This window comes from Alcanivorax jadensis T9, from assembly GCF_000756655.1.
GTDB lineage: Bacteria > Pseudomonadota > Gammaproteobacteria > Pseudomonadales > Alcanivoracaceae > Alcanivorax > Alcanivorax jadensis.
Map to the genome: position 1 here is coordinate 125,790 of NZ_ARXU01000002.1, position 24,469 is coordinate 150,258.

Sequence of the window (24,469 nt, forward strand, 5' to 3'; positions counted from 1 at the left end):
TACAAGCCGCAAGCTACAAGGAAAACCAGTGCGAACCCTGTCTTTCCGGTACGCCGCGATGTTGGCGCACTCCAGCCTGCAATTGATGGCAACCCGCTTTTATCGCGTTGAAGCTTGTCACTTGCGGCTTGTTACTGGCGGCTTCAGCCGCCTTTCAAAAACCCGTTTTCGGCCAGAAATGCCATAGAGATACCTTCCGCATTCGGCTCGGCGGCCTTGTCGCCCAGCAACAGGCGCTCCAGATAGCGGGCGATTATATCAACTTCCAAGTTCACTGGCGTCCCCACCTTCCATTGACCAATGGTGGTGACATCCTGGGTATGGGGGATGATGTTCAGGGAAAAGACCGCACCGTCCACGCTGTTCACCGTCAGGCTGATGCCATCCACGGTGATCGAGCCCTTGTGGGCGATGTAGCGGGCCAGCTCCGCCGGCGCTTCGATATCGATGCGTACCGAGCGGGCATCCTGCTTCATCTGCACGATCTTGCCCAGGCCATCCACGTGACCACTGACCAGATGACCGCCCAGCCGGGTGGTCGGCGTCAGGGCCTTTTCCAGGTTTACCTGGCTGCCCACGGCAATCTGCTTGAGTGACGTCAGCGACAGGGTTTCCCCGGATACATCCGCCTCGAAGGCACCACCGGGCAGGGCCGTGGCCGTCAGGCAGACGCCGTTGACGGCGATGGAATCACCCAGCTGCACATCGGAAAAGTCCAGCGCGTCGCTCTTGATCAACAAGGTCACGTCGCCCCCCTTCGGGGTCATGGCCGCGACCTGGCCCATGGCTTCAATAATGCCGGTAAACATGGAAAACCTCGTTATTTCAGGCTGTAGGAGCGGCGCTTGAGCCGCGAAGCCAACTGCGGGAACCTTGCCGAAGCGCTTCGCGGCTCAAGCGCCGCTCCTACGGCGAAATTCCATCACGCCGGAACCAGCGTCAGCCGCAGGTCATTACCCACCTGCCGCACGTCCTGCCACTGCAGCGACACCTTCTCGCTCATGCTGGCCAGTTGCGGCAACCCCAGCAATGGACGGGCCGATGAGCCCAGCAGGGCCGGCGCCATATAGACGATCAACTCGTCGAACAGCCCCTCGCGAACGAAGGCCCCGGCCAGCGTGGCGCCACATTCTACCAGTACTTCGTTGCATTCGCGCCGGTTCAGTTCGATCAGTAACTGTTGCAGGTCGATCCCGGACCCGGAGGCGGGCAGCAGCATCACCTCGGCACCGGCGGACTCCAGCGCATTCTGCCGCCCCGGGTGCTGCTCCCCGGCTACCAGCAGGCAATGCCCCGGGGCGCTGACTACCGGCACACCCGGCGGGGTTTGCAGGGTACGATCGAGGATCACCCGCAAGGGCTGGCGCACGCGGTCACTGCCCCCAGAGTGTTGCTGATAGTCAGTCAGGGCCCACTGCTGCGGGCGAACCGTGTAGGAAGGCCGGTCCGCCAGCACGGTGCCGACACCGGTAATCACCGCAGAGCTGCGGGCACGCAGGCGCTGCACATCCTCGCGAGCCGCAGGGCCGGTAATCCACTGGGATTCGCCGCTGGCCATGGCCGTGCGACCATCCACACTGGCGGCAATCTTGATGCGCAGGTAGGGCCGCTGGCGTGTCATACGCGAGATAAAGCCGGGATTCAGCGCCCGCGCGTCGGCTTCCAGCAAGCCGGACGCGGTTTCAATACCCGCTGCCGCCAGCGTTTGCATGCCATTACCGGCTACCTGGGGATTCGGGTCTTCCATGGCCACCACTACCCTGGCCACCCCGGCGGCCACCAGCGCATCCGCGCAGGGCCCGGTACGGCCGGTGTGGGAACAGGGCTCCAGAGTCACATAGGCAGTGGCCCCGCGAGCCCGATCACCCGCTTCCGCCATGGCATGACGCTCCGCATGGGGCTCGCCGGCACGGGCATGAAACCCTTCCCCGACAATCTCGCCATCGCGCACCAGCACGCACCCCACCCGCGGGTTGGGGTCGGTGGTGTAGAGCCCCTGCTCTGCCAGCTGCAGGGCACGGGCCATATATTGATGATCCAGACGCGTAAACATGGCTGGCATTCTACTGGATGCCGGCGTCCGGTGCCGCAACAAAGCGATCTGCATCCTCGACAAAATCCGCCAGCACCGCTTTGCCCTCGTTCGCCATGAACTGCTGGAACGCCTGCGCCACGATAGAGAGTTTTTTCCCGGAAGGCCGCACCAGGTACCACTGGGTCACAATGGGAAGGCCGACCACCTTCAGCGGCGCCAGCCCCACCCAACCGCCCAGATTGAGGGTATGGGCGGAGAGAATGGAAATACCCAGCCCGGCCATCACCGAATGGCGGATGGCTTCATTGCTTTCCACGGTCATCTTCACATTCAGCTGTTTGCCCTGCTGCTGCAGATAATGCTCGATGGCGTGACGGGTACCGGAACCAGGTTCGCGCATCAGAAAGGGCTCGCTGGCGATGTCATCCAGGGTCAGATGGTTACGGCGAGCCAGCGGATGGTTTTCCGCGGCAATGGCCACCAGCGGATTATCCAGGAAGGCGCTGGAGATCAGCGGGCGCCCACCGGGAACATGACTGAAGACACAGAAATCATCCAGCCCCTGCTCCAGCCGCTCGATAATCTGCTCACGGTTGCCCACATGGAAAGACACTTCCACGCCGGGATAGAGGGCACAGAAGGGCCCGAGTAGATGGGGCACGAAATACTTGGCCGTGGTGACCACCGCCAGGCGCAGTGTCCCGGCCTTGAGTCCGCGCAGGTCCGCTAGGGTCATGTCCAGATGCTCGAACTCCTCCATAACCCGACGGGCACTGGCCACTGCCGCCAGCCCCGCATCGGTAAAGCGTAATTTGCGACCCTGTTGCTGGTAGAGCGGCATGCCCATGGCATCAACCAGTTTGCGCAACTGCATGGATACTGTGGGCTGCGTCAGATGCAGCGTTTCCGCCGCCCCGGTCACGGTACCCGCCTCATGCACTGCCAGCAGGATTTCCAGTTGTCTGAGGGTACCCACGCGGGCATGTAACCGGCTCATGATTAGACCTTCATCTATATCAAACCTAGATAGTATCTATTTTTATCTAATCTTTGTCTCTCTGATAATGGCCTCCGATTTCACCCGGAGGTCCCATGCCACAACACACCCGACAGCGTTTTTTCATTCTCTTCGTTGCCCTGATCAACCTTGGCCTGGCCACGGCCCTCATCGCCAACGGGCACGCCGGCATTCCACTGGGGGTAATCGGCATCGCCTTGCTGCCCCTGGCATGGCTGACAGGGCGCAACCCGGCCGTCGCCACCGGTGATCAGCAAGGCGGGGATAGCTATGCAGCTTGATGCGGTAGTGCTTTTCTTCGTGCTGGGGCTGGCCGCCGGCATATTGAAGGTTCGTCTTCCCTTTCCCGGCGGCCTTTATCAGACCCTGACCCTGTTTCTGCTACTGGCCATCGGCCTGAAGGGCGGCGCCGCCCTGGCGGAACATGCCAGCCTGCGAATCGTCCAGGAATCGTTACTGGTGGTGGGGTTCGGCGTGGTTCTGCCATTACTGGCCTTCCCGCTGCTACGCTATGTGGGCGGCCTGAACAGGGTCAACGCGGCCGCCATTGCCGCCCATTACGGCAGCGTCAGTGTGGCCACCTACGCTGTCGCCGTGGCAGTGCTGGATGCCGCTGGCGTGGCCTACGAGCCCTACTTCCCGCTGTTTGTGGTACTGCTGGAGATTCCCGCCATCATCGTCGGCCTGGTGCTGGCAAAGGGGCTGTCTGCCGGCCTGGCCAGCCGCCAGCTTGCCCATGAAACCCTGCTCAGCCCGGGGATCGTGTTGATGGTGGGCGGCCTGCTGATCGGTGCCTTCGCCGGCGATAGCCTGACCAAGATTTCCCCCTTCTTCATGGACCTGTTCCAGGGCGCCCTGGCGCTGTTCCTGCTTAAGATGGGGCTGATTACCACGGAACAGCTGGGCGCCCTCAAGCAAGACGGCCCGTTCCTGACCGCCTTCGGCATCTTCATGCCGCTGCTGGCCGGCGGACTTGGCGCCCTGCTGGGCCACGGTCTGGGGCTGTCGGTGGGCGGCATCACCCTGCTCGCCGTCCTGGGCGCCAGCGCGTCCTACATCGCGGTGCCCGCAGCCATGCGCGTCGCCCTGCCCCAGGCGAACGCCACCCTGTCCATGGCCGCGTCACTGGGCATTACCTTTCCGTTCAATGTGCTGGCAGGTATCCCGCTGTATCTGCTGCTTGCTCAATGGCTGCATGGCAGCTGAGCTTCGCTCGCAACACAACGAAAAAAGCCACCGGTCACGCCCTGTGACCGGTGGCTTTTCGATGCTCAACCTGACGAAAAGACTAGTCGTCTTTCTTGTCACTTCTTCCGCGCAGGCGATCTACTTCTGCGGAAAACTCGGAGATATCCTGGAAGCTGCGATACACGGACGCGAAACGCACATAGGCCACATCGTCCAGTTGCTGCAACTCTTCCATCACGAACTCACCCAGCTCCCGGGCCGGCAACTCACGTTCCCCAGTGGCGCGCAAGCGGTGACAGACACGACTGATCGCCGCCTCCAGATCCTCCATGCTCACCGGCCGCTTCTCCAGCGCCCGCAACATCCCGGCCCGCAACTTGGCTTCGTCAAACGGCTGACGGGTGCCATCGGACTTCACCAGCCGCGGCATCACCAGCTCCGCCGTTTCAAAGGTGGTAAAGCGTTCGTTACAGCTAAGACACTCACGCCGACGACGCACCTGCCCGCCATCCGCGACCAGACGCGAGTCGATCACTTTGGTGTCTTGGGCGCTACAGAACGGGCAATACATGGAAACCCCAGTTGACAGTTGATAGTTGACAATTGACAGCTAAAACCTTGAAACCCGTTTATCGGCGCGTTTTGGTGGTTTTGATAATTGCCGTCAATATCTTTACTAGCTCTTTGGCGTCAGCCATAACTGACTGACCAGACGAAGGCTCCAAATAGCCGGACTCCGTCAATAACTCCAGCCAATATTCCGTTTCATTAGCCTCTTTGAGAGCGATAGACAGCTTATGCACGAAGTCTGCACGACTCTCAGCCTGCTCAGCTTCCCTGACCAAGGCTCCAATTGCTGTTCCACTGCGCAGCAATTGCTTACTTAATATGAATTCTCGCTTCTGCTCTTGTAGATACTGATAAACCTTTATCATCCGCAAAGCAAAAGCGCGGGATTTCTCCCGCGCTGCATACCTCGTCGTCATCCGTGACCCTACGTATTTGTTCGCTTTTCGCTGTCAACTATCCACTGTCAACTGTCAACTCATCTTCTAGCGCTCATACACCGGCAACCGCGCACAAATCTCCTTCACCTTGCCCTTCACGGTCTCGATCACAGACTCATCGCCCATGTTATCGAGGATGTCGCAAATCCAGCCGGCCAGTTCCTTGGCGTCGGCTTCATCGAAACCACGACGAGTGATGGACGGGGAGCCGATGCGCAGGCCGGAGGTAACGAACGGGGAACGCGGGTCGTTGGGGACGGCGTTCTTGTTCACTGTGATGTTGGCGCTACCCAGGGCGGCATCCGCATCTTTACCGGTGATGTCCTGCTTGATCAGGCTGAGCAGGAACAGGTGGTTTTCGGTGCCGTTGGAAACCACATCAAAGCCACGCTCGATGAACACGCTGGCCATGGCCTGGGCGTTCTTCACTACCTGCTGCTGGTAGCCTTTGAAATCAGCCTGCATGGCTTCCTTGAAGCAGATCGCCTTGGCGGCAATCACGTGCTCCAGCGGGCCACCCTGGCCACCGGGGAATACCGCGGAGTTGATCTTCTTCTGAATCGCTTCGTTGGCCTTACCCATGATCAGACCGCCACGGGGACCACCCAGCGTCTTGTGGGTAGTGGTGGTGGTGATGTCAGCAATGCCCACCGGGCTCGGGTAGACACCCGCAGCAACCAGGCCGGCCACGTGGGCCATGTCCACCAGCAGGATGGCACCCACTTCGTCGGCGATGTCGCGGAAACGCTGCCAATCCACCACTTGGGAATAGGCAGAGAAGCCGGCCACAATCATTTTCGGCTTGTGCTCACGAGCCAGGGCTTCCACCTGCTCGTAGTCGATCAGACCGGTGTCGTTGTTCAGGCCGTACTGCACCGCGTTGTAGGTCTTGCCAGAGAAGTTGGGCTTGGCACCGTGAGTCAGGTGACCGCCGGCGTCCAGGCTCATGCCCAGCACGGTGTCGCCCGGCTGCAGCATGGCCATGTAGACCGCACCGTTGGCCTGGGAACCGGAATGCGGCTGTACGTTGGCCCAATCGGCGCCAAACAGTTCACAGGCCCGGTCGATGGCCAGCTGCTCGACCACATCCACATTCTCGCAACCGCCGTAATAGCGCTTGCCCGGGTAGCCTTCCGCGTATTTGTTGGTCAGCACGGACCCCTGGGCTTCCATGACCCGTGGAGACGCGTAGTTTTCAGAGGCAATCAGCTCGATATGCTCTTCCTGGCGAACTTCCTCGGCCTCAATGGCCGCCTGGATTTCCGGATCGAACTCGGCGATGGACATGGATTTCGGGAACATGGGCTACCCTACGGAGTCATTGGTGGATTCGGGGGCGCATATTCTAACCAAAACCGACCGCAAAGACACATGAAGTCGACTCATGGGAACCTGCCGGTCATCTCATCCGCCGTTCGGCTCCACCCGCCTCCCCGGGAAGACCCGGCGGCCTTTCACTCAGAGGCGCTTTCCGTTAGCTTAGGCGCCATTCCGACGGGGCCCGCCGGGCCCCGTACACTCAATGACACTGCGGTCGGAGTTTATGAGCCAGTACATCTTCACCATGGACAAGGTGGGCAAGGTTGTCCCGCCGAAAAAGCACATTCTCAAAGACATCTCCCTGTCCTTCTTTCCCGGCGCCAAGATCGGCGTGCTGGGCCTGAACGGGTCGGGTAAATCCACCCTCCTGCGCATCATGGCCGGGGTGGACAAGGATTATCTGGGTGAAGCACGGCCGCAGCCGGGCACCAATATCGGCTACCTGCCCCAGGAGCCGGAGCTGGACCCAAGCAAGAATGTCCGCGAAATCGTCGAAGAAGCCCTGTCCGAGATTCTCAGCGCCCAGCAGCGGCTGGACGAAGTCTATGCTGCCTATGCGGAAGAAGATGCGGATTTCGACAAGCTGGCCGCCGAGCAGGCCAAGCTGGAAGCCATCATCGAAACCAGCGATGCCCATAATCTGGAGCGCAAGCTGGAAATCGCCGCCGATGCCCTGCGTCTGCCACCCTGGGACGCCAGCGTCGAGCATCTGTCCGGTGGTGAGCGCCGCCGGGTGGCCCTGTGCCGCCTGATCATGAGCGCCCCTGACATGCTGCTGCTGGATGAGCCCACCAACCATCTGGACGCAGAGTCCGTGGCCTGGCTGGAGCGTTTCCTGCACGAGTTTCCCGGTACCGTGGTGGCGGTGACTCACGACCGTTACTTCCTGGACAACTCCTGCGAATGGATTCTGGAACTGGACCGCGGCGAAGGCATCCCCTGGAAAGGCAACTACTCCTCCTGGCTGGAACAGAAAGAAAAACGCCTGGAGCAGGAAGCCAAATCCGAATCGGCCCACCGCAAGACCGTGGAGAAGGAGCTGGAATGGGTGCGCCAGAACCCGAAGGGCCGGCGCAGCAAGAACAAGGCCCGGGTGAGCGCGTTCGAAGAGCTGGCCAGCCAGGAATTCCAGAAACGCAACGAAACCCAGGAACTCTATATCCCACCGGGTGACCGTCTCGGCGAGCAGGTTTTCGAGTTGCACGGCGTGGGCAAGCAGTTCGACCACAAACTGCTCTACGAAGATCTGAGCTTCCAGATTCCCCGTGGTGCTATCGTCGGCATTATCGGCCCCAACGGTGCCGGTAAAACCACCCTGTTCCGCATGCTGGCGGGCCAGGAAACCCCGGATAGCGGTGAAATCGTTACCGGCGACACCGTACAGATGGCCTATGTGGACCAGAGCCGCGAGGACCTGGACAGCAAGAAAACCGTCTGGGAAGAAGTGTCCGAGGGCAACGACATTCTCAAGATCGGCAACTACGAAGTTCCCAGCCGCGCCTACCTGGGCCGGTTCAACTTCAAGGGTGGCGACCAACAGAAACGGGTCGGCGATCTGTCTGGCGGGGAACGAAACCGTCTGCACCTTGCCAAACTCCTCAAGCAGGGCGCCAACGTGCTACTGCTCGATGAGCCCACCAACGATCTGGATGTGGAAACTCTGCGGGCCCTGGAAGAAGCCCTGCTGGCCTTCCCCGGCTGTGCCATCGTGATTTCGCACGATCGCTGGTTCCTGGATCGGGTGGCTACCCATATTCTCTCCTTTGAGGGGGATGCACGGGTAGAATGGTTTGAAGGCTCCTATACCGAGTACGAGGAGTTCAAGCGCAAGCAACTGGGTGATGACGCCCTGCAGCCCAAGCGCATGAAATACAAACGTATCGAGGTGTAAGACGAGAGAGGGTCACCCCGGCAGCAGGAGCGTCGCCGGGGTGCGGGGATTAACAAGGACATAACAACATGAATGAACGGCGCCGGGCCAACCGCGTTGCCTTTGATGGCGAAGCCACACTGATCTTTCAGCAGGATACCGTTGCGGTAGAACTGGCGGACCTGTCCGTCATGGGCGCCCAGGTGCACAGCAGCCAGCCGTTGGCCCTGCCCGATGCCTCGCCGGTCACCCTGACCATTATCCTGGAAGATTCGGACATTCACCTGACCCTGCCCGGCACCGTGAAACGTCAGCAGGGCCTGGAAATCGGCATCATGTTCAGCCGTCCTTCCGTGGACGACATGCAGCACCTGCGCCGTCTGGTCATGCTGCACCAGGGGGATGAGGGTGAAGACAACCCCAGCGACCTGCTCCCACGTTAGCTAACCGGAATCGCCAATGGCCGATATTCAGCTGGAAGATCCCCAATTCATCGAACAGCTCCGCCAGGGAGACCGGGCCGCCTTTGGCAAACTCGTCAAAGGCCATCACAACATGCTGCTGGCCACCGCCCGCACCTTACTCAGCCCGGCAGATGCCGAAGAGGCCGTACAGGATGCCTGGATAGCCGCCCATAGAGCGATCGCAAAATTCGAGGGCCGCAGCCTGTTGCGCACCTGGCTGACGCGCATCGTGATCAACCAGGCGAAAATGATGATCAGAAAACGCGGCCGGGAAGTTCAGTTTGATCCCACCAACGACCCTGACGCACTGGCGCATCGCTTTCACGGTGATGGCCACTGGCAGCACCCACCGCAACACTGGGAACTATCCAGCCCTGACAACCTGCTGACCCGCGAAGAACTGCGCCACTGTATGGAAAAGCACCTGCACTTCATGCCTGACAGTCAGCGCCTGGTGCTGGAGCTGCGTGATATGCAAGGCCTGCCCGCAGAGGATGTCTGTAACATGCTGGAAATCAGTGCATCGAATGTGCGGGTATTGCTTCACCGAGCAAGGGCCCGTTTATTCGAAATGGTGGATCACTTCCAGGAGACAGGCGAATGCTGAAATGCCAACACCTCGTTGAAAAAGCGGACGCACTGGTAGATGGCAGTCCGATCAGCCTTCGCGAGCGCCTTGCTCTGCGCTTGCATCTGATGATGTGCCACCATTGCCGGCGCTATGTGCGCCAGCTTCGCGCCCTGCTTGGCTTTTTGCCACGGGACAAGCAACCTCTGGAAGAGGCAGCGATTGAGGACATTCTGAAAAAGCTGGATACACCACAAGATCAGCCCTGATCCCCCTGCTGTTTTACTTAGTCAAAGCCTCACCGTTATGTTAGCCCCGGTGTTGCCCGGTCTCCTGCCACCCACTTGGCACTGTCCATCACATCAAAGGCCAGGCTGATGCCATTGACCACCAGCAGCAGCACCGCCAACCCCAACTCCAGGGCTCCCGCTTCGGCACGGAAGCCGCTATCAGCCAGCAGCATCAACAGATAGATTTGTAGCGGCCCCCAGGCAATCAAGTGCGGGATCGACAACACCTTGTTCATGCCTTTGTAAATCCACATCAGCGGCACATTGGTCACTACTACGAACAGCGCCGCCAGACTGGCAGCTAACCCTACCCGGGTATCGAGCAGAAAAAATGGCAAACCATTCACCGGCACAAGAATCCCTACCACCCAGATTTGCACCCACAGCGGCAAGCTACGCAACGAACGCCAGATGTCATTGATACGATTCATAATGGTCCCCGGTACATTGTTATTGAACAAGAGAGACGCCCGGCAACCTGGGTTGTTACACCCTGGCAATAGGAAGATGTATCAGCCAGACAACACCGATGCCGACCAGGCACGCAAGAACCTGACGATATCAGACGATTCATACAGCCACTGGACTTGCTCGCCCTCGCTAATACGCAGACAGGGCACGGTGGTGCGCCCACCTCCCGCCTTCAGGGCATCACGGGCACCTACATCCTGCCGAATATTGCGACACTCGATGGTCAGCTGCATGTGCTCAATCTCACGCAATACCTTTCGACAAAATGGGCAGGAGGGAAAAAAGAACAATGTCAGGTTTTCACCGGCCTGATCCAGTGTTCGCTGCTGTGCGGGAGAGCGCCCTAGCGCCGGCGAATCCGAGCCCTGAAACCAGCGCTTCCACTTTGTCACCAGTCTTTTCATTCCCTTTTCCTCCTTTTAATTACCGCCCCCCCCCTTGGCGCAAAAACGACACAGGCTGATTCACATCAATGATCGATGCTGAGCAGAAGATGGAGCAAGTTGTCCTGAAAATTCACATTGCCGGTGAGACCATCATGTTGCTCACAAAGAAAAAAAGCACTGCGTGGAGGAAAGTGAATATGGGGGTGACGCGGCAAGGCCGGGTTCAATACATTACGCGCCAACAACGAGGACTTGGTGACCACACCATCCCCCGGCTCCAACATCCAGCGCTGATAGTCCCGGCCCGGCTTTCGGTCCGCAATGTCCTCAGGCCACAGCCGCAGATGTGACGTCCCGTTAACCTCCTCCACCAGAAAACGGCTGTGAGAGGGATGGCAATCGCCGCCAAGCTGGTAAATGTCTGCCTCACCCGCCGGCACCGGCACCGTCAAAGACCAGGAGAACCGACGGGCTCTTTCCAGGTAACGTTGACTGGCCTGCTGCAGGGACTCAAGGTGCTGCGGCTCTATCCGCTTCGCCAACGCCGGATCCCAGGGTCCGATCTGAAAACGTTTCCAGATATAGGCATCAAACTGGTCACGGGATAAAGACTGACCGGTTTCCGTCACCAACCAGGGCGTCAGAGCATGGGGCATCAGTTGATAGACGGAAGGAAACGACAACATCACCTCCGCCGGCACCCGACGCAACCCTACTCTCTGCCCTTCCAGCAACGAGGTCATGGCGGTAATCGAGCCAAGATTCGGGGTACCCAACAGGATCAGCCGATGAATCCGCTCGGCGCCCACGCCGTTGACAGGAAAATCGTTGCTTTCCAGCACATCCACGGTGCCATAACGCAGGTAATAACGTAGCGCCAGGCCACCCATGGAGTGGGCAATCACATCTACTTTCAGGGCGGGATCATCATGGTCTCGACGAATCTGTTCGATCAGAGCATGCAGGTGACGGGCAGTGGCCACGTTGTCCTGTCGCCAGTCGTAATCAAACTCGTAGTAGCGAGCCACAGGTTCATCAATCGGGCTTCCGGGTTCGGTACGCTGGTAACCCGCCGCCTCTTCCAGGGTGCGCACAATGCGACCATAGAAATCCTGACCTGCTACACCATCAAAGAACCCGGCCACCTGCCACTCTGACTCCTGAGGGTCACCCGACAATGGCAAGGCCAGATCCGCATAGTCAGAAAACAACAGCCGCCCGAGCCCACCCGGCCAGACCTCTTTGCCGCTGTCCGTCGCCACCAGCCGGCTGCCCATGACCCCCGGCACCACAATCAGCGGTGGAGGCACCCGGGCTTCCAGTGCCTCACCGTAAAGCCAGTGCAGATCCGGTTGCGGCTCTGAGCAACCAGCCATGATGAGCCCGACCAACAACCCTAGCCGCCACATGTCACTAACCCGCCTCCCCGGCACAATAGGCGGCGGTGATCGGGTGGCTGGGGTGTTCGAACACCTGACGGCAGCCGTTGGATTCCACCACGCAACCACACCCCGCTTCGACCCAACACACCGTTACGCTGTCAGCAATACGCCGGGCTTGCGCCAGATTATGGGTGACCATCAGCAGGGTATAACGGCCTTTCAGAGAGACAATCAGCTCCTCCACCACCTTTGAGGACACCGGGTCCAGTGCGGAACAGGGCTCGTCCAGCAACAGCACCTGCGGCTCCAGCACCAACGCCCGGGCAATACAAAGGCGCTGCTGCTGACCGCCGGACAGCCCCAGGGCCGACTGATTCAACCGCCCTTTCACCTCCTCCCACAGCCCCACTGCCCGCAGGGCCTGTTCAGCAAGGGCATCACGATCGCGACGAGGCACGCCGTGTTCAGAGAGGGGGAAACGCAGATTATCGATGATCGACAACGGGAAGGGATTGGGCTGCTGAAACACCATACCGATCTGGCGGCGCAACGTTGCCGGATCGCGGCGGGCAGAAATAACCTCATCTCCCAGCAATACACGTCCACTGACCCGACATCCGGGAATGCTGTCGGTCATGCGGTTGATACTGCCCAGCAGGCTGCTTTTGCCACAGCCACTGGGGCCGACCAGTGCCATCAACTCACCACCACCCACGGTCAGGCTGGCATGTTCAATCGCTGCCTGGTTGCCGTAATGCACACACACGCCTTGTAGTTCCAACGAAGGGGGCATCATCAGTACAACACTCCTTGAGCCGGACGCAGCCAGCGCCGCACCAGCAGATTCAGTATCACCAATATGGCCACCAGCACCAGGCCGGTGGCCGCGGCCCGGGGCATACCACCGGGCACGTTCATGGCCAGATCGTAGATATGCACGCTCAGGGCACGACCGGAATCCATAACCGAATCCGGCCGCCGCAACACATAGCCGGCGGTGAACAACAGCACGGCGGTTTCAGCCAGTGCCCGACCGATGCTGAGAATAATCCCCACCGCAATCCCCGGCGCGGCCTGCGGTACAAGGATGCGTCTTACCCAGCCCCAACGACTGATCGAGAGCGCCTCACCGGCCTGCCGATAGGACAGCGGCACCGCCCGCAGGGCCTGCTCTGCACTACGAATCATCAGCGGCAACACCATCAGCGCCAATGCCAGACCGCCACTGAGAATGGAAAACCCCAGCCCCAGACTGATGGCAAAAAACTGGTAGCCGAACAGGCCGTAAACAATGGAGGGCACTGCCGCCAGCATATCCAGCACGCCACCCAGCCATTGGGCGCGGCGGGTGCCCGCTGGCACCTGTTCACTCAGATACAGTGCGCAGCCAAGCCCCAGCGGCACGGCCACCAGCAGACACACCGCCAGAATCCAGCCAGTGCTGATCATCAACGACGCGATACCACCGGCACGGCCAGCCTGACTCGGATCCTCAAACAGAAAATCGACGGATAACACACTGCTGCCTTGCGCCATCAGCGACCACAGCATCAGGCCCATGGGCACAAGCACCGCCAGCAGCAGTAATGCACCGGTCACTGCCGCCAGACGATCAGGCCAGCGCATGCTTTTCTCCCCGCAACCGCCAGCTCAGCAACAACAGCAGCGCGGTAACCAGTAACAGCAACAGCCCGCTGGCAAACAGTGCCACTCGATGGTCGCCAGTAGCATAGGCCATTTCCAGGGCGATATTGGCGGTCAACGTCCGTACCGGGTCGAACAGGGAGGTTGGCCACTGCACCACATTACCCGCCACCATCAATACCGCCATGGTTTCCCCGAGGGCACGACCGAATTGCAGCACCAACCCACTGACTATGGATGGCCCGGCCTGGGGCAACAGGATCCGGCGGAGCATGCCCACCCGGGACAGGGACAACGCCTGCCCGGCCTGCAGGTAGCGAGCGGGCAACTGGTCCAGGGCCGTATCGGTGACCAGCAATGCCAGCGGCAAAATCATCAGGGCCAATACCAGCGATGCCGCCAGCCAGGAGGCCCCCGGCGGTGCCCACTGGTTAATCCAGGGCACCAGAACCAGCATCCCCCACAGGCCATAAACCACCGAGGGAATCCCAGCCATCAACTCCACCAGCGCCAGCGTCGGCCGGCGCAGTACAGGGGCGAAATATCGTAACCAGGCGGCCAACAATACCGCCAACGGCCCGGCCATCAGCAGCGCCAGCACACTCACCACGATGGAGCCGGCCACCATGGCCGCCATGCCATAACGGGCCTGACCGGGTTGCCAGTCGTTGCGCCACAGGCCACTACCATGATCAAACAGAAACGGCGCGGACTGGATCAGCAGTACCAGCACGATACCGCCGAGCACCAGCACGGCCATCGCGCCGGCCAGTCTGAGCGCCCAGCTCAGCAGCCGGTCAGCGCGTGGCGAGGAGAAAGTAGTAAGCATGGTATATCTCGGCCTGCGCCGGGTCGGAGATGAAATCCAGCAGCGCCTGTGCCTGGGCCTGTAGCTCTCCCTGGCTGACCAGGTTCAGTTCGCGGCTTAACGGGTAATCGCCTTGATCCAGCGTCGCCAGGCTGGCCGGCACACCCTGCAGCGGCAACAACCGCAGCGGTACACCATGGTCCGCCTCATAAACCGCCGTACCGATGGAGACATAGCCAATGGCATACGGGTCACCGGCGACCGCCTTGATCCCCTGCTGGTTTTCACCAATCACCAGGTCCGCCCGGATCTGATCGCCATCCAGGCCAAAGTGCTCAAGAAAAAGCTCCTGCGTCGATCGCCCGTCGGCCTTGTGCACCACAGTAATGGGCCGATCTGCGCCACCCAGCAGCGACCAGCTGTCCAGCTTTCCGGTGTAGATATCGATCACCTGGTCCCGGGTAAGCGGCGCCACCGGATTCTCTGCGTGCACAATCAGCGCGATGCCATCACGGGCGATCACATGACCGGTCAGGTCCTGCTCGTCCTGCTTCAGCGCACGGCTGACCATGCCCAGATCCGCCAGCCCCTGGCGCACATCGCTGATGCCGCGACCGGAACCGCCGCTCTGCACATCCACCTGCACCCCGGTTTGTGCCTCATAACGTTCAGCCAGCTCCGCCATCAGCGGCGCGATGGTGCTGGAACCGGTAATCACCAACTTGTCCGTTGCCGGCTGACAGCCCGCCATTGCCAGCGCGAGAAATAATGCGCTCCATCTTTTCCGTTGCATCTGTTGTCCTTGTTTTCACTTTTTACTGCCGTCTTGGATGCCATCTTGACGCAATAATTACAGTAACGGCCGCTCACCGGTGTAACCTGAACACAAAGATGGCATCTTTACTTCATTGCGCTAAACCGTACGCAGTGAAACCACGTTACACCGAAGCCACCACCAGAGGATCAACAATGCGTGAAGAGGTACAGAACTACTACGGCCAACAGCTGCACTCCAGTGACGATCTGCAGACCAACGCCTGCTGTGACCAGGAGCCGCCGGCCTATCTGAAACCCCTCCTTGCGCAGCTCCATGATGAAGTGGTCATGCGCTACTACGGCTGTGGTCTGGTGGCCCCCCAGCAATTGAAGGGCATGCGTATTCTCGACCTGGGCTCCGGCTCCGGGCGCGACGTCTATCTGTTGTCCGCCCTGGTCGGCGAACAGGGCGAAGTGGTAGGCGTGGACATGACCGACGAGCAGCTGGAGGTAGCCAGACGTCATCAGGACTACCACCGGGACGTGTTCGGCTACGCGAAAAGCAATGTGCGCTTTCTGAAAGGGTATATCGAAGAGCTGGATCAGCTGGATCTGCAAGAGGGCTATTTCGACATTGTTATTTCCAACTGCGTGATCAATCTCAGCACCGACAAGCCCAAGGTAATACGTGACGTGAAACGCCTGCTGAAACCCGGTGGCGAATTCTTTTTCTCCGATGTATATGCCGATCGTCGCGTACCCCAACCGCTCCTCAACGACCCGGTGCTGTACGGTGAATGTCTGGCTGGTGCCCTGTACTGGAATGATTTTATCAACCTGGCCAAGCAGAACGGCTTTGCCGATCCCCGCCTGGTGGAATCCCGCCGGCTGACCATCGAAAACCCGGATATCGAAGCACGACTCGGCCAACAACGTTTTTATTCCGCCACCTACCGTTTGTTCAATATCGAAGGCCTGGAACCGGCCTGCGAAGACTACGGCCAGGCGGTGATCTATCAGGGCACCGTGGACCAGCATCCCCATGCGTTCATGCTGGATGATCACCATGTGATTGAAACCGGCAAGGTGTTTCCGGTCTGCGGTAACACCTGGCTGATGCTGGAGAAAAGCCGCTTCGCCGAGCATTTCACCTTTATCGGGAACTTCGATACTCATTACGGCATCTTTGAAGGGTGCGGACTGAACGTCCCCTTTGAAGAGAACGATGCCAGCAACGGCGCCGCTCCCTGCTGCTGAGACGCCGACGTAACGCCTGCTGTTATCGACTCGCGGTGTAACACCGGTTCTCGACACGCATCCTATTGCTGCATCCGGTCACCAGGAGAAGATAATGCAACGGGCCATGATCGTGCTGGCATTACTGGCATTTAGCAGCCTTACCCTGGCGGGCACGGCTTATTCTCCTGGCGAGCAGGAGCAGTGCTCGCTTTGGACCCTGATCGACCAACCCTGGATTTTCCAGGGTTAATCCGGCAAGGACTTTTCCATGAATGTTCGCAAACTCATCCTGCTGGCGGTCTTTGCCACTCTGATCGCCAGCTACTTCTTCTTCGATCTTGGCCAGTACCTGAGCCTGGATTACATCAAGAATCAACAAGCCTCTTTTGATGCCCTGTATCAGGAAAATCCGGCACTGATTCTGGGCGGCTTCTTTCTCATGTATGTGGTGGTTACCGCCCTGAGCCTGCCCGGCGCTGCCATCATGACACTGGCCGCCGGCGCTCTTTTCGGTTTCTGGGTGGCCTTGCTGCTGGTGTCTTTTGCCTCATCCATGGGGGCCACCCTGGCCTTTCTCGCTTCCCGGTTTCTGTTCCACGATACGGTGCAGCAACGCTTCGGCGACCGCCTGAAAAAGCTCAACGAAGGTGTCAGGAAAGACGGGGCGTTCTATCTCTTTACCCTGCGTCTGGTGCCGGCTTTTCCGTTTTTTGTCATCAATCTGGTCATGGGTCTGACCCCCATCAAGGTCCGCACTTTTTACTTTGTCAGCCAGGTGGGCATGCTGGCGGGCACCGCCGTCTATGTACTGGCGGGCACGCAACTGGGGCAGATAGAGAGCGCCAGCGGGTTGCTGTCACCGGAACTGATCGGCGCCTTTGTATTGCTGGGCATCTTCCCCTGGATTGCCAAATTCATCATGGCCAGACTCCAGGCCCGCAAGGTATATCGCGGCTGGCAGAAACCCGATCACTTTGACCGCAACCTGATCGTCATTGGCGCTGGTTCCGCCGGACTGGTCAGCGCCTATATCGCTGCCACTGTCAAAGCCAAGGTTACCCTGATTGAAAAGCACAAGATGGGCGGTGATTGCCTGAACACCGGTTGCGTGCCGTCCAAGGCATTAATCAAAAGCGCACGTCTGGCCTGGCACGACAAGGAAGCAGACAAGTACGGCTTCGATGCCATCCGTAGCGATTTCCGTTTCAGCAACCTGATGGCCCGGGTGCACCGGGTGATCGAAAAAATCGAACCCCATGACTCCGTGGAACGCTACTCGGAACTGGGGGTGGATTGCCGCCAGGGAGAAGCGCGCATGGTCTCACCCTGGGAAGTGGAAATTCGCAACGGTGACAACATCGAGACACTCACCGCCCGCAGCATCATCATCGCCACCGGCGCGCGCCCCTTTGTGCCACCCATTCCCGGCATCGAGGACATGGATATCCTTACTTCCGATAATTTGTGGGAGCTGCAGGATCAACCCAAACGGCTGGTGGTACTCGGCGGCGGCCCGATTGGCTGCGAGCTGGCCCAGACCTTCGCTCGCTTGGGCAGCCAAGTGATGCAGGTGGAAATGCTGCCACGGATCATGCCCCGCGAAGATGACGACGCCGCCGCCCTGGTCACCGCCTCACTCCGCGACAATGGCGTGGACGTGCTCACCGAACACAAGGCCGTGCGTTTTGCCCGGGAAGGCGACGACAAGGTGCTCTATGTCGAACACAACGGCGAAGAAAAACGCCTGGTGTTCGATGCGGTACTGGTGGCAGTGGGTCGCCGCGCCAATACCGATGGCCTGGGTCTGGATGAGCTCAACCTGCCCACCAACGGCAATGGCACCGTCACCGTCAATGAGCGACTGCAAAGCCGCTACCCGAACATCTACGCCTGTGGCGACGTAGCCGGGCCCTACCAGTTCACCCACACCGCCGCCCATCAGGCCTGGTATGCGTCAGTGAACGCGCTGTTCGGTTCCTTGAAAAGCTTCGCCGTGGATTACCGTGTGATCCCCTGGTGTACATTCACTGACCCGGAAGTGGCTCGCGTTGGTCTAAACGAACAGGAGGCCGAAGAGCAGGGAGTGGATTACGAAGTGACCCGCTATGGTATCGACGACCTAGATCGGGCCATTGCCGACAGCAATGATCACGGCTTCGTGAAAGTGATTACCGCCAAGAGCAGCGACAAGATTCTCGGCGTTACCATCGTCGGCGCCGGTGCCGGCGACCTGATCGCCGAATATGTGTTGGCCATGAAACACGGCCTGGGTCTGAACAAAATTCTCGGCACCATCCACATTTACCCGACCATGGCGGAAGCCAACAAGTTTGCCGCCGGTGAATGGAAGAAGGCCCACAAGCCGGAAGGCGTGCTGCGGTGGGTGGAGCGCTTCCATAACTGGCGACGATAGACTGCCATTTTCATCCGGCGCTCTCGTCTTGCAGACCGGGCGCCAACAGATTTTCACATCGATTTCTCTGGAGGCCCCATGGCTGCTCGGCTACTGCTACCACTACTGTTATTACTTGCCAGCCCGCTGATGGCCTTTGATCACCAGCGCTGGGATGCATTGCTGGACAACCATGTGCAATGGCAACGGGGCGGAGTCACCACCAGTGTTGATTACCCTGGCTTGCGCAAGGATCGGGCAGCACTCGACGAATATCTGGGCGCTCTCTCGCAGGTATCAAAAGATGACTTCGAAAGCTGGCCTCGGGATAAGAAGCTTGCCTTTCTGATCAATGCCTACAATGCCTTCACCATCGACCTGGTCCTGCGCCAGGACACCCTGCCCGACTCCATCCGTGATATCGGCTCCTTCTTCTCCGGCCCCTGGGATCAGCGCTTTTTTACCCTGCTGGGTGAAGCACGCACCCTGGACGAAGTTGAGCACGACATGATTCGCGGCAACCCCGCACTGATGGATCCGCGCATTCATTTTGCTGTGAACTGCGCCTCCGTGGGCTGCCCCGCCCTGCGCCCGGAAGCCTATCGGGCCAAGGAGCTGGAACAGCAACTGGCCGACAGCACCCGCCGCTTTCTGGCCGACCGGCAGCGCAATCGCTTCAATGAAAAACCGCCCCATCTGGCAGTCTCAAAGATCTTCGACTGGTATGAAGACGATTTCATCGATGCCGCCGGCAGCCTGTCTCATTACCTTCTGCAGTATGCGGATACGCTGGAGATACCCGCCAACCACCGAAAATCACTGGACGCAGAACGGCTGAAGATTCAATTTCTGGATTATGACTGGTCACTGAATAGTGAAACCAACGGGAGCTGAGTCATGGAAGGCAACTCCACCTCACATCGCCTGCTGGGCACCTGGCATTCCTTTCGCAACCTGCCCCTGTGGCTGCAAGGCTGGGTACTACTGATCCTGATGCCCCTGAACGGCGCCAGCCTGTTACTGCTGAGCAGCTTCAGCGGCCAGGCCACCGCCCTGGCCCTGTTGCTGGTTCTGGCAGTCAACCTGTCACTGATGTGGCACCACGGCGGCATGAACAAGGACATGTCCCTGGTTCACCTGCTCGCCTGGATCCCCCTGGAGCTGGGCCTGCTCGGCCAACTCGCCGGCCTCTGGGGCGACGACTTCATGACCGCCAGCCAATGGGCCTTCACCGTGGCCATCGTGATGACCAACGCCGTCAGTCTGTTCTTCGACATCGTCGATGCCTGGTGCTGGGCGCAGGGAGATCGGGTGACGCTCCACCCGTGAAATGCAATTGATAGTTGAGAATGGATAATTGATAACTCGCGATGCGGCATTACCCTTTCTGAAATTTATGAGGCCGCGCCCATGCTTTGGGCGCGGCCTCATAGGTTTTAGGTCGTGAGGGCATTTCTCGCGACGTTATCAATTATCCATTCTCAACTATCAATTAACTAAAGGTATTCCAGCGCCTCCCCCACCGTACTCACCCCGATCACCTCCACCCCTTCCGGTAGTTGTCGTGGAAGGTTTGCCTTGGGAACAATAGCTTTCTTGAAGCCGTGTTTGACCGCTTCGTAGAGACGCTCCTGGCCCTGGGGCACCGGGCGGATTTCGCCGGACAGGCCCACTTCGCCGAACACCACCAGTTCCCGGCCCAGAGCCCGGTCGCGAAAGCTGGAGACGATGGCCAGTACCTGGGCCAGGTCGGCGGCGGTTTCGGTGACCTTGACGCCACCCACCACATTCATGAACACATCCTGATCGCCTACCTGGATGCCACCATGGCGATGCAGCACCGCCAGCAGCATGGCGAGACGATTTGCCTCCAGGCCCACACAGACCCGGCGGGGGTTGCCGAAGTGGGAGGCATCCACCAGCGCCTGCAGCTCTACCAGCAAGGGACGAGTACCCTCCCAGACCACCGTCACCAGGGAACCGGACGCAATGTCGTCGGCCCGGTTGAGGAAGATGGCTGAGGGGTTCTTCACTTCTTTCAGGCCTTCGCCGGTCATGGCAAACACACCTAGCTCGTTGACTGCACCGAAACGGTTTTTCAGCCCACGTAAGGTGCGAAAACGTGAATCCGTGGAACCTTCCAGCATCAGTGAGCAGTCGATCATATGCTCCAGCACCTTGGGGCCAGCCAGGGTGCCATCCTTGGTGACATGGCCCACCAGCAACAGCACGGTGCCGGTCTGCTTGGCAAACCGGGTCAACGCCGCCGCACACTCGCGCACCTGGGCCACACTGCCCGGGGCGGACTGCAGGGCAGCAAGGAACATGACCTGAATGGAATCGACCACCAGCACCCGGGGCTGCTCCTTGCGAACCAGATCCAGTATTTGCTCCACATCGGTTTCCGCCGCCAGCCGCAGCTGCTCCTTGGGCAGCTTGAGCCGGTCAGCGCGCATGGCCACCTGGGAGAGGGATTCTTCACCGGTGATATAAAGGCACTTCTGGGTGGCCGCCAGCTTGCACAGCATTTGCAGCAACAAGGTGGATTTGCCGGCACCGGGGTGCCCGCCAATCAGGATCGCCGAGCCCGGCACCAGGCCTCCGCCCAGCACCCGGTCCAGCTCGCCCATGCTGGAACTGATGCGCGGGGTTTCCGCCAGCACGATCTCGCCAAGGTTCTGCACCTCGGACAATTGCCCGGAAAAGCCGCCACGGCTACCTGCGCCCTTGGACATGGGCGTGGCCGGATCATGAACGAATTCCTGCAGGGTGTTCCAGGCGCCACAGGCGGGGCATTGCCCCTGCCACTTGGGGAAATCAGCGCCACAATCGGTGCAGACAAAGGCAGTTTTTTTCTTGGCCACAAAAAAATCCTTCTTATGTATTACTCTCTACGATAGCCGCTTGAGGCGCGAATCCAGGCCTGAAGGGAAGAGTTTTTTACCCCAGAGGACACAAAGACAACTGAGGATAAGCCGGTTTTCTCTGAGAGCTCTGTGTTCTCTGTGGTGAAATCGCACTTGGTTTTCGCGCCTCAATCGGCGCTCCTACAGCGGCTTCGCATGATACCGACTGTGCGAATCAAACGATGACGCGTTCCGGCCGACCGGTGATCTGGCAGAACAGTTCATAGCTGATGGTGCCGCAGGCGCGGGCGACCTTGTCCACGTCCACGTGGTCGCCCCACAGCTCTACCTCATCACCGATATCGGCCTCAATGCCATGCAGGTCAATGGTCAGCATATCCATGGAGACACGCCCCACCAACATCGTGAGCTGGCCATTAACGGCGGCGGGAGTGCCGCTGGGGGCATGACGCGGGTAACCATCACCATATCCGGCGGCCACCACGCCGATGCGACCGGGACGGGTGGCGGTCCAGGTGGCGCCGTAACCCACTGTGTCACCCGGCTGGATCTCATTAATGGCGATCAGGCGGGCACTGAAACGGTGGCTTACCGCCAGATCCAGCTGCGCGGCACTCTGCCAGTCGAAGGGTGACGACCCATACAGCATAATGCCCGGCCGTACCCGTTGGGCACGGGTATGGGGGTAGCGGATCAGGGCCGCCGAATTGGCCGCCGAGAGAGGCAAACCCAGGCGATCTGCCACTTCACCGGCCAGCGCCATCTGGGGATCAGTACGACCCTCATCGGCTTCGTCGGCGCAGGCAAAATGGCTCATCACCCCCACCGGGTTCATGCTCGCAGCGGCCAACTGCTCGGCGGCTTCCAGGGCAATGTCAGGACGCAGCCCCAGCCGGTTCATGCCGGTATTCAGCTTCAGCCAGAGGCGCAGCGGGCCGGGGTTGTCTTGCAACAGGGCGACCTGCCAGGGGGAATGCACGACCATCTCCAGAGACAAGGCCCTGGCCTGCTCCAGCTCTTCGCGATCAAAAAAACCTTCCGCCACCAGAATCGGTGCACTGATGCCATGCTCACGCAGGGCCCGGGCTTCTTCCAGCACCGCCACCCCGAAGCCATCCACCTCTCCAGCCAGGGCATCCGCAGCCAGTGTCAGACCATGGCCGTAGCCGTCGGCCTTGATCATGGCAAACACCTCGGCACCGTCTGCCAGAATCCTGGCTCGCCGCGCATTGTTCCTGAGCGCCCCGGGACGGATTTCGATACGGGTTCCTCTCATTGAGAGACACTCCCACGCCACCATGCCTCGCGCCGGCACACCAGAGCACTCCCTTGCAATTTACCTCTTGAAACTTGCAACTCAATCACTCATCCATGGCCGACAACTGGGCATAGTATTCCGGTGCCAGGTCATCGAAGCGCAGGAATTCACCCCGGAACGCCAGGCGCACGGTGCCGATGGGACCGTTCCGGTGCTTGCCGAGGATGATTTCCGCCACGCCTTTTTCGTTGGTTTCCTTGTTATAGACCTCATCGCGGTAGAGGAACACGATCAGATCCGCATCCTGTTCAATCGCCCCGGATTCGCGCAGGTCGGACATCACCGGGCGTTTGTTGGGGCGTTGTTCCAGGGAGCGGTTGAGCTGGGAAAGCGCCAGTACCGGGCAGTTCATTTCCTTCGCCAGCCCCTTCAGATTACGGGAAATCTCGGAGATTTCGTTGACCCGGTTTTCCACGCCGGGCACCTGCATGAGCTGCAGATAATCGACCATGATCAGGCCCAGCTCACCGCCGCATTCCCGGGCAACCCGGCGCGCCCGGGCGCGCATTTCCAGCGGGCTCAGGGCCGCGGTGTCGTCGATGAAAATCTTCTGCTCACTGAGCATATGAATGGCGGAGGTAATGCGCGGCCAATCATCCTTGTCCAGGTTACCGGAGCGAATCGAACTCTGATTGATTCTGCCCAGGGACGAGAGCATCCGCATGACGATGGCATCGGCGGGCATTTCCATGGAGAACACCAGCACCGGCTTGCCGTTCTTGATGGCCACGTTCTCGCACAGGTTCATGGCAAAGGTGGTTTTACCCATGGAAGGACGCGCAGCAATCACCACCATGTCGGAGGGCTGCAGGCCTGAGGTGATCTTGTCCAGCTCCTCGAAACCGGTGGTCAGACCGGTCAGCGAGCCCTTGTGCTTGTAGAGCTCATCAATGCGGTCCACCGCCTTTTTCAGCACGGTTTTGATGTCCAGCGGGCCCGCCCCTTTCTTCTGCTGTTCGGCAATGCGGAAAATCGCCGATTCCGCTTCATCAAGAATCTCCAGGGATTTGCGGCCCTGGGGGGTGAAGGCGTTCTTGGTGACATCCTGGGACACATGGATCAACTGCCGCAGGATGCTGCGCTCGCGCACGATATCCGCGTAGGCGTTGATATTGGCAGCACTGGGCGTATTGCGAGCCAGTTCGGACAGATAGTTCATGCCGCCCACATCGTCCAACTGGTCCAGATGAGTCAGCGCCTGAGACACGGTGACCAGGTCACAGGGCTTTTCCTCTTCCACCAGTTGCCCGATGACGGAAAAGATCTGGCGATGCTCCTTGCGATAGAAATCTTCCGTGCTGATCCGCTCGGCGACGTCATCCCAGGCGCTGTTATTCAGCAACAAGCCACCCAGAATGGCCTGTTCCGCCTCCAGGGAATTGGGGGGGACCCGGAGGTTTTCCGGCAGGTGTTTATCCAGCGACAGGGCATCATTCATGGGGCAAC

Annotated in this window: 27 protein-coding genes; 11 read left to right on the plus strand and 16 right to left on the minus strand. The window is 59.7% G+C overall.

From position 1 onward, the window contains the following. Positions 1–143: 143 nt before the first annotated feature. From T9A_RS03050 to T9A_RS03060, 3 genes are all read right to left on the minus strand, one after another. Positions 144–809 carry a riboflavin synthase gene (locus T9A_RS03050; protein ID WP_035244979.1) on the minus strand — a complete coding sequence of 222 codons (666 nt, stop codon included), beginning with the start codon at positions 807–809 and terminating at the stop codon, positions 144–146. A gap of 113 nt (positions 810–922) precedes the next feature. Next, positions 923–2,053, minus strand: a complete 1,131-nt coding sequence (gene ribD, locus T9A_RS03055; RefSeq protein ID WP_035245500.1) for a bifunctional diaminohydroxyphosphoribosylaminopyrimidine deaminase/5-amino-6-(5-phosphoribosylamino)uracil reductase RibD — start codon at positions 2,051–2,053, stop codon at positions 923–925. Between the two features lie 10 nt (positions 2,054–2,063). Beyond that, complete coding sequence (locus tag T9A_RS03060; RefSeq protein ID WP_198030603.1) at positions 2,064–3,032, minus strand: LysR family transcriptional regulator; 969 nt, start codon at positions 3,030–3,032, stop codon at positions 2,064–2,066. Positions 3,033–3,127: 95 nt separating this feature from the next. On the opposite strand from T9A_RS03060, the gene T9A_RS03065 reads away from it, so the two are divergent. Both T9A_RS03065 and T9A_RS03070 read left to right on the plus strand, forming a co-directional pair. Continuing rightward, on the plus strand, positions 3,128–3,334 hold the full coding sequence (locus tag T9A_RS03065) for a hypothetical protein (protein WP_035244981.1): 207 nt from the start codon (positions 3,128–3,130) through the stop codon (positions 3,332–3,334). After that, complete coding sequence (locus tag T9A_RS03070) at positions 3,324–4,259, plus strand: sodium-dependent bicarbonate transport family permease (RefSeq protein ID WP_035244982.1); 936 nt, start codon at positions 3,324–3,326, stop codon at positions 4,257–4,259. The genes T9A_RS03065 and T9A_RS03070 overlap by 11 nt, the downstream gene beginning before the upstream one ends. A gap of 82 nt (positions 4,260–4,341) precedes the next feature. Here T9A_RS03070 and nrdR read toward each other — a convergent pair whose 3' ends face one another. The 3 genes from nrdR to glyA all read right to left on the minus strand — a co-directional run bounded on the left by nrdR (position 4,342) and on the right by glyA (position 6,550). Further along, complete coding sequence (gene nrdR, locus T9A_RS03075) at positions 4,342–4,812, minus strand: transcriptional regulator NrdR (protein WP_035244983.1); 471 nt, start codon at positions 4,810–4,812, stop codon at positions 4,342–4,344. 58 nt (positions 4,813–4,870) lie between these two features. Next, positions 4,871–5,227 carry a four helix bundle protein gene (locus T9A_RS03080; RefSeq protein WP_035244984.1) on the minus strand — a complete coding sequence of 119 codons (357 nt, stop codon included), beginning with the start codon at positions 5,225–5,227 and terminating at the stop codon, positions 4,871–4,873. 66 nt (positions 5,228–5,293) lie between these two features. Continuing rightward, a complete protein-coding gene (gene glyA, locus T9A_RS03085; protein WP_035244985.1) occupies positions 5,294–6,550 on the minus strand; it encodes a serine hydroxymethyltransferase in 1,257 nt (418 codons plus the stop codon). A 241-nt stretch (positions 6,551–6,791) separates the two neighbouring features. Between glyA and ettA the strand changes: the two genes are divergently transcribed. From ettA to T9A_RS03105, 4 genes are all read left to right on the plus strand, one after another. Continuing rightward, a complete protein-coding gene (ettA, locus tag T9A_RS03090; RefSeq protein ID WP_035244986.1) occupies positions 6,792–8,459 on the plus strand; it encodes an energy-dependent translational throttle protein EttA in 1,668 nt (555 codons plus the stop codon). Between the two features lie 68 nt (positions 8,460–8,527). Further along, positions 8,528–8,881 carry a PilZ domain-containing protein gene (locus T9A_RS03095; protein WP_035244987.1) on the plus strand — a complete coding sequence of 118 codons (354 nt, stop codon included), beginning with the start codon at positions 8,528–8,530 and terminating at the stop codon, positions 8,879–8,881. 16 nt (positions 8,882–8,897) lie between these two features. Further along, positions 8,898–9,509: an RNA polymerase sigma factor gene (locus T9A_RS03100; RefSeq protein ID WP_035244988.1), complete on the plus strand. Its 612-nt coding sequence runs from the start codon at positions 8,898–8,900 to the stop codon at positions 9,507–9,509. Then, on the plus strand, positions 9,503–9,739 hold the full coding sequence (locus T9A_RS03105; RefSeq protein WP_035244989.1) for an anti-sigma factor family protein: 237 nt from the start codon (positions 9,503–9,505) through the stop codon (positions 9,737–9,739). Before T9A_RS03100 ends, T9A_RS03105 begins: the two co-directional genes overlap by 7 nt. Before the next feature lie 35 nt (positions 9,740–9,774). On the opposite strand, the gene T9A_RS03110 is transcribed toward T9A_RS03105, so the two are convergent. The 7 genes from T9A_RS03110 to T9A_RS03140 all read right to left on the minus strand — a co-directional run bounded on the left by T9A_RS03110 (position 9,775) and on the right by T9A_RS03140 (position 15,244). After that, positions 9,775–10,191 carry a hypothetical protein gene (locus T9A_RS03110; RefSeq protein ID WP_052042458.1) on the minus strand — a complete coding sequence of 139 codons (417 nt, stop codon included), beginning with the start codon at positions 10,189–10,191 and terminating at the stop codon, positions 9,775–9,777. An 81-nt stretch (positions 10,192–10,272) separates the two neighbouring features. Beyond that, on the minus strand, positions 10,273–10,635 hold the full coding sequence (locus T9A_RS03115) for a glutaredoxin family protein (protein WP_052042459.1): 363 nt from the start codon (positions 10,633–10,635) through the stop codon (positions 10,273–10,275). Between the two features lie 65 nt (positions 10,636–10,700). Next, entirely contained in the window at positions 10,701–11,993 is a 1,293-nt protein-coding gene (locus T9A_RS03120) for a lipase/acyltransferase domain-containing protein (protein WP_198030604.1), read from the minus strand. A gap of 37 nt (positions 11,994–12,030) precedes the next feature. Next, positions 12,031–12,795, minus strand: a complete 765-nt coding sequence (locus tag T9A_RS03125; RefSeq protein WP_035244991.1) for a phosphate ABC transporter ATP-binding protein — start codon at positions 12,793–12,795, stop codon at positions 12,031–12,033. Next, positions 12,795–13,625, minus strand: a complete 831-nt coding sequence (gene pstA / locus T9A_RS03130; RefSeq protein WP_035244992.1) for a phosphate ABC transporter permease PstA — start codon at positions 13,623–13,625, stop codon at positions 12,795–12,797. The genes T9A_RS03125 and pstA overlap by 1 nt, the downstream gene beginning before the upstream one ends. Beyond that, positions 13,612–14,472 carry a phosphate ABC transporter permease subunit PstC gene (pstC, locus tag T9A_RS03135; protein ID WP_035244993.1) on the minus strand — a complete coding sequence of 287 codons (861 nt, stop codon included), beginning with the start codon at positions 14,470–14,472 and terminating at the stop codon, positions 13,612–13,614. The genes pstA and pstC overlap by 14 nt, the downstream gene beginning before the upstream one ends. Continuing rightward, positions 14,441–15,244: a phosphate ABC transporter substrate-binding protein gene (locus T9A_RS03140; RefSeq protein WP_035244994.1), complete on the minus strand. Its 804-nt coding sequence runs from the start codon at positions 15,242–15,244 to the stop codon at positions 14,441–14,443. The genes pstC and T9A_RS03140 overlap by 32 nt, the downstream gene beginning before the upstream one ends. A gap of 176 nt (positions 15,245–15,420) precedes the next feature. Between T9A_RS03140 and T9A_RS03145 the strand changes: the two genes are divergently transcribed. From T9A_RS03145 to T9A_RS03160, 5 genes are all read left to right on the plus strand, one after another. Further along, positions 15,421–16,464, plus strand: a complete 1,044-nt coding sequence (locus T9A_RS03145) for a methyltransferase domain-containing protein (protein WP_035244995.1) — start codon at positions 15,421–15,423, stop codon at positions 16,462–16,464. 94 nt (positions 16,465–16,558) lie between these two features. Beyond that, positions 16,559–16,696: a hypothetical protein gene (locus T9A_RS16985; protein WP_156964813.1), complete on the plus strand. Its 138-nt coding sequence runs from the start codon at positions 16,559–16,561 to the stop codon at positions 16,694–16,696. Positions 16,697–16,714: 18 nt separating this feature from the next. Beyond that, positions 16,715–18,859, plus strand: a complete 2,145-nt coding sequence (gene lpdA / locus T9A_RS03150) for a dihydrolipoyl dehydrogenase (RefSeq protein WP_035244996.1) — start codon at positions 16,715–16,717, stop codon at positions 18,857–18,859. 78 nt (positions 18,860–18,937) lie between these two features. After that, entirely contained in the window at positions 18,938–19,732 is a 795-nt protein-coding gene (locus tag T9A_RS03155) for a DUF547 domain-containing protein (protein WP_035244997.1), read from the plus strand. 3 nt (positions 19,733–19,735) lie between these two features. Then, a complete protein-coding gene (locus T9A_RS03160) occupies positions 19,736–20,167 on the plus strand; it encodes a hypothetical protein (protein WP_035244998.1) in 432 nt (143 codons plus the stop codon). A 167-nt stretch (positions 20,168–20,334) separates the two neighbouring features. On the opposite strand, the gene radA is transcribed toward T9A_RS03160, so the two are convergent. The 3 genes from radA to dnaB form a co-directional block, all read right to left on the minus strand. After that, positions 20,335–21,702, minus strand: a complete 1,368-nt coding sequence (gene radA / locus T9A_RS03165) for a DNA repair protein RadA (protein WP_035245000.1) — start codon at positions 21,700–21,702, stop codon at positions 20,335–20,337. A 217-nt stretch (positions 21,703–21,919) separates the two neighbouring features. After that, positions 21,920–22,981: an alanine racemase gene (gene alr / locus T9A_RS03170; protein WP_035245001.1), complete on the minus strand. Its 1,062-nt coding sequence runs from the start codon at positions 22,979–22,981 to the stop codon at positions 21,920–21,922. An 85-nt stretch (positions 22,982–23,066) separates the two neighbouring features. Then, on the minus strand, positions 23,067–24,461 hold the full coding sequence (gene dnaB / locus T9A_RS03175; RefSeq protein ID WP_035245003.1) for a replicative DNA helicase: 1,395 nt from the start codon (positions 24,459–24,461) through the stop codon (positions 23,067–23,069). Between the last annotated feature and the right edge of the window lie 8 nt (positions 24,462–24,469).

Excerpts from the sequence above, each read along its gene's own strand:
- alr (WP_035245001.1), bottom strand. The coding sequence starts at position 22,981 with ATGAGAGGAACCCGTATCGAAATCCGTCCCGGGGCGCTCAGGAACAAT.
- T9A_RS03145 (WP_035244995.1), top strand. The coding sequence starts at position 15,421 with ATGCGTGAAGAGGTACAGAACTACTACGGCCAACAGCTGCACTCCAGT.
- pstA (WP_035244992.1), bottom strand. The coding sequence starts at position 13,625 with ATGCGCTGGCCTGATCGTCTGGCGGCAGTGACCGGTGCATTACTGCTG.
- ettA (WP_035244986.1), top strand. The coding sequence starts at position 6,792 with ATGAGCCAGTACATCTTCACCATGGACAAGGTGGGCAAGGTTGTCCCG.
- T9A_RS03080 (WP_035244984.1), bottom strand. The coding sequence starts at position 5,227 with ATGACGACGAGGTATGCAGCGCGGGAGAAATCCCGCGCTTTTGCTTTG.
- T9A_RS03125 (WP_035244991.1), bottom strand. The coding sequence starts at position 12,795 with ATGATGCCCCCTTCGTTGGAACTACAAGGCGTGTGTGTGCATTACGGC.
- nrdR (WP_035244983.1), bottom strand. The coding sequence starts at position 4,812 with ATGTATTGCCCGTTCTGTAGCGCCCAAGACACCAAAGTGATCGACTCG.
- T9A_RS03065 (WP_035244981.1), top strand. The coding sequence starts at position 3,128 with ATGCCACAACACACCCGACAGCGTTTTTTCATTCTCTTCGTTGCCCTG.
- T9A_RS03155 (WP_035244997.1), top strand. The coding sequence starts at position 18,938 with ATGGCTGCTCGGCTACTGCTACCACTACTGTTATTACTTGCCAGCCCG.
- lpdA (WP_035244996.1), top strand. The coding sequence starts at position 16,715 with ATGAATGTTCGCAAACTCATCCTGCTGGCGGTCTTTGCCACTCTGATC.
- pstC (WP_035244993.1), bottom strand. The coding sequence starts at position 14,472 with ATGCTTACTACTTTCTCCTCGCCACGCGCTGACCGGCTGCTGAGCTGG.
- glyA (WP_035244985.1), bottom strand. The coding sequence starts at position 6,550 with ATGTTCCCGAAATCCATGTCCATCGCCGAGTTCGATCCGGAAATCCAG.
- T9A_RS03115 (WP_052042459.1), bottom strand. The coding sequence starts at position 10,635 with ATGAAAAGACTGGTGACAAAGTGGAAGCGCTGGTTTCAGGGCTCGGAT.
- T9A_RS03070 (WP_035244982.1), top strand. The coding sequence starts at position 3,324 with ATGCAGCTTGATGCGGTAGTGCTTTTCTTCGTGCTGGGGCTGGCCGCC.
- T9A_RS03110 (WP_052042458.1), bottom strand. The coding sequence starts at position 10,191 with ATGAATCGTATCAATGACATCTGGCGTTCGTTGCGTAGCTTGCCGCTG.
- T9A_RS03050 (WP_035244979.1), bottom strand. The coding sequence starts at position 809 with ATGTTTACCGGCATTATTGAAGCCATGGGCCAGGTCGCGGCCATGACC.
- ribD (WP_035245500.1), bottom strand. The coding sequence starts at position 2,053 with ATGTTTACGCGTCTGGATCATCAATATATGGCCCGTGCCCTGCAGCTG.
- T9A_RS03060 (WP_198030603.1), bottom strand. The coding sequence starts at position 3,032 with ATGAGCCGGTTACATGCCCGCGTGGGTACCCTCAGACAACTGGAAATC.
- T9A_RS03100 (WP_035244988.1), top strand. The coding sequence starts at position 8,898 with ATGGCCGATATTCAGCTGGAAGATCCCCAATTCATCGAACAGCTCCGC.
- T9A_RS16985 (WP_156964813.1), top strand. The coding sequence starts at position 16,559 with ATGCAACGGGCCATGATCGTGCTGGCATTACTGGCATTTAGCAGCCTT.
- T9A_RS03105 (WP_035244989.1), top strand. The coding sequence starts at position 9,503 with ATGCTGAAATGCCAACACCTCGTTGAAAAAGCGGACGCACTGGTAGAT.
- T9A_RS03120 (WP_198030604.1), bottom strand. The coding sequence starts at position 11,993 with ATGGCTGGTTGCTCAGAGCCGCAACCGGATCTGCACTGGCTTTACGGT.
- T9A_RS03160 (WP_035244998.1), top strand. The coding sequence starts at position 19,736 with ATGGAAGGCAACTCCACCTCACATCGCCTGCTGGGCACCTGGCATTCC.
- dnaB (WP_035245003.1), bottom strand. The coding sequence starts at position 24,461 with ATGAATGATGCCCTGTCGCTGGATAAACACCTGCCGGAAAACCTCCGG.
- T9A_RS03095 (WP_035244987.1), top strand. The coding sequence starts at position 8,528 with ATGAATGAACGGCGCCGGGCCAACCGCGTTGCCTTTGATGGCGAAGCC.
- T9A_RS03140 (WP_035244994.1), bottom strand. The coding sequence starts at position 15,244 with ATGCAACGGAAAAGATGGAGCGCATTATTTCTCGCGCTGGCAATGGCG.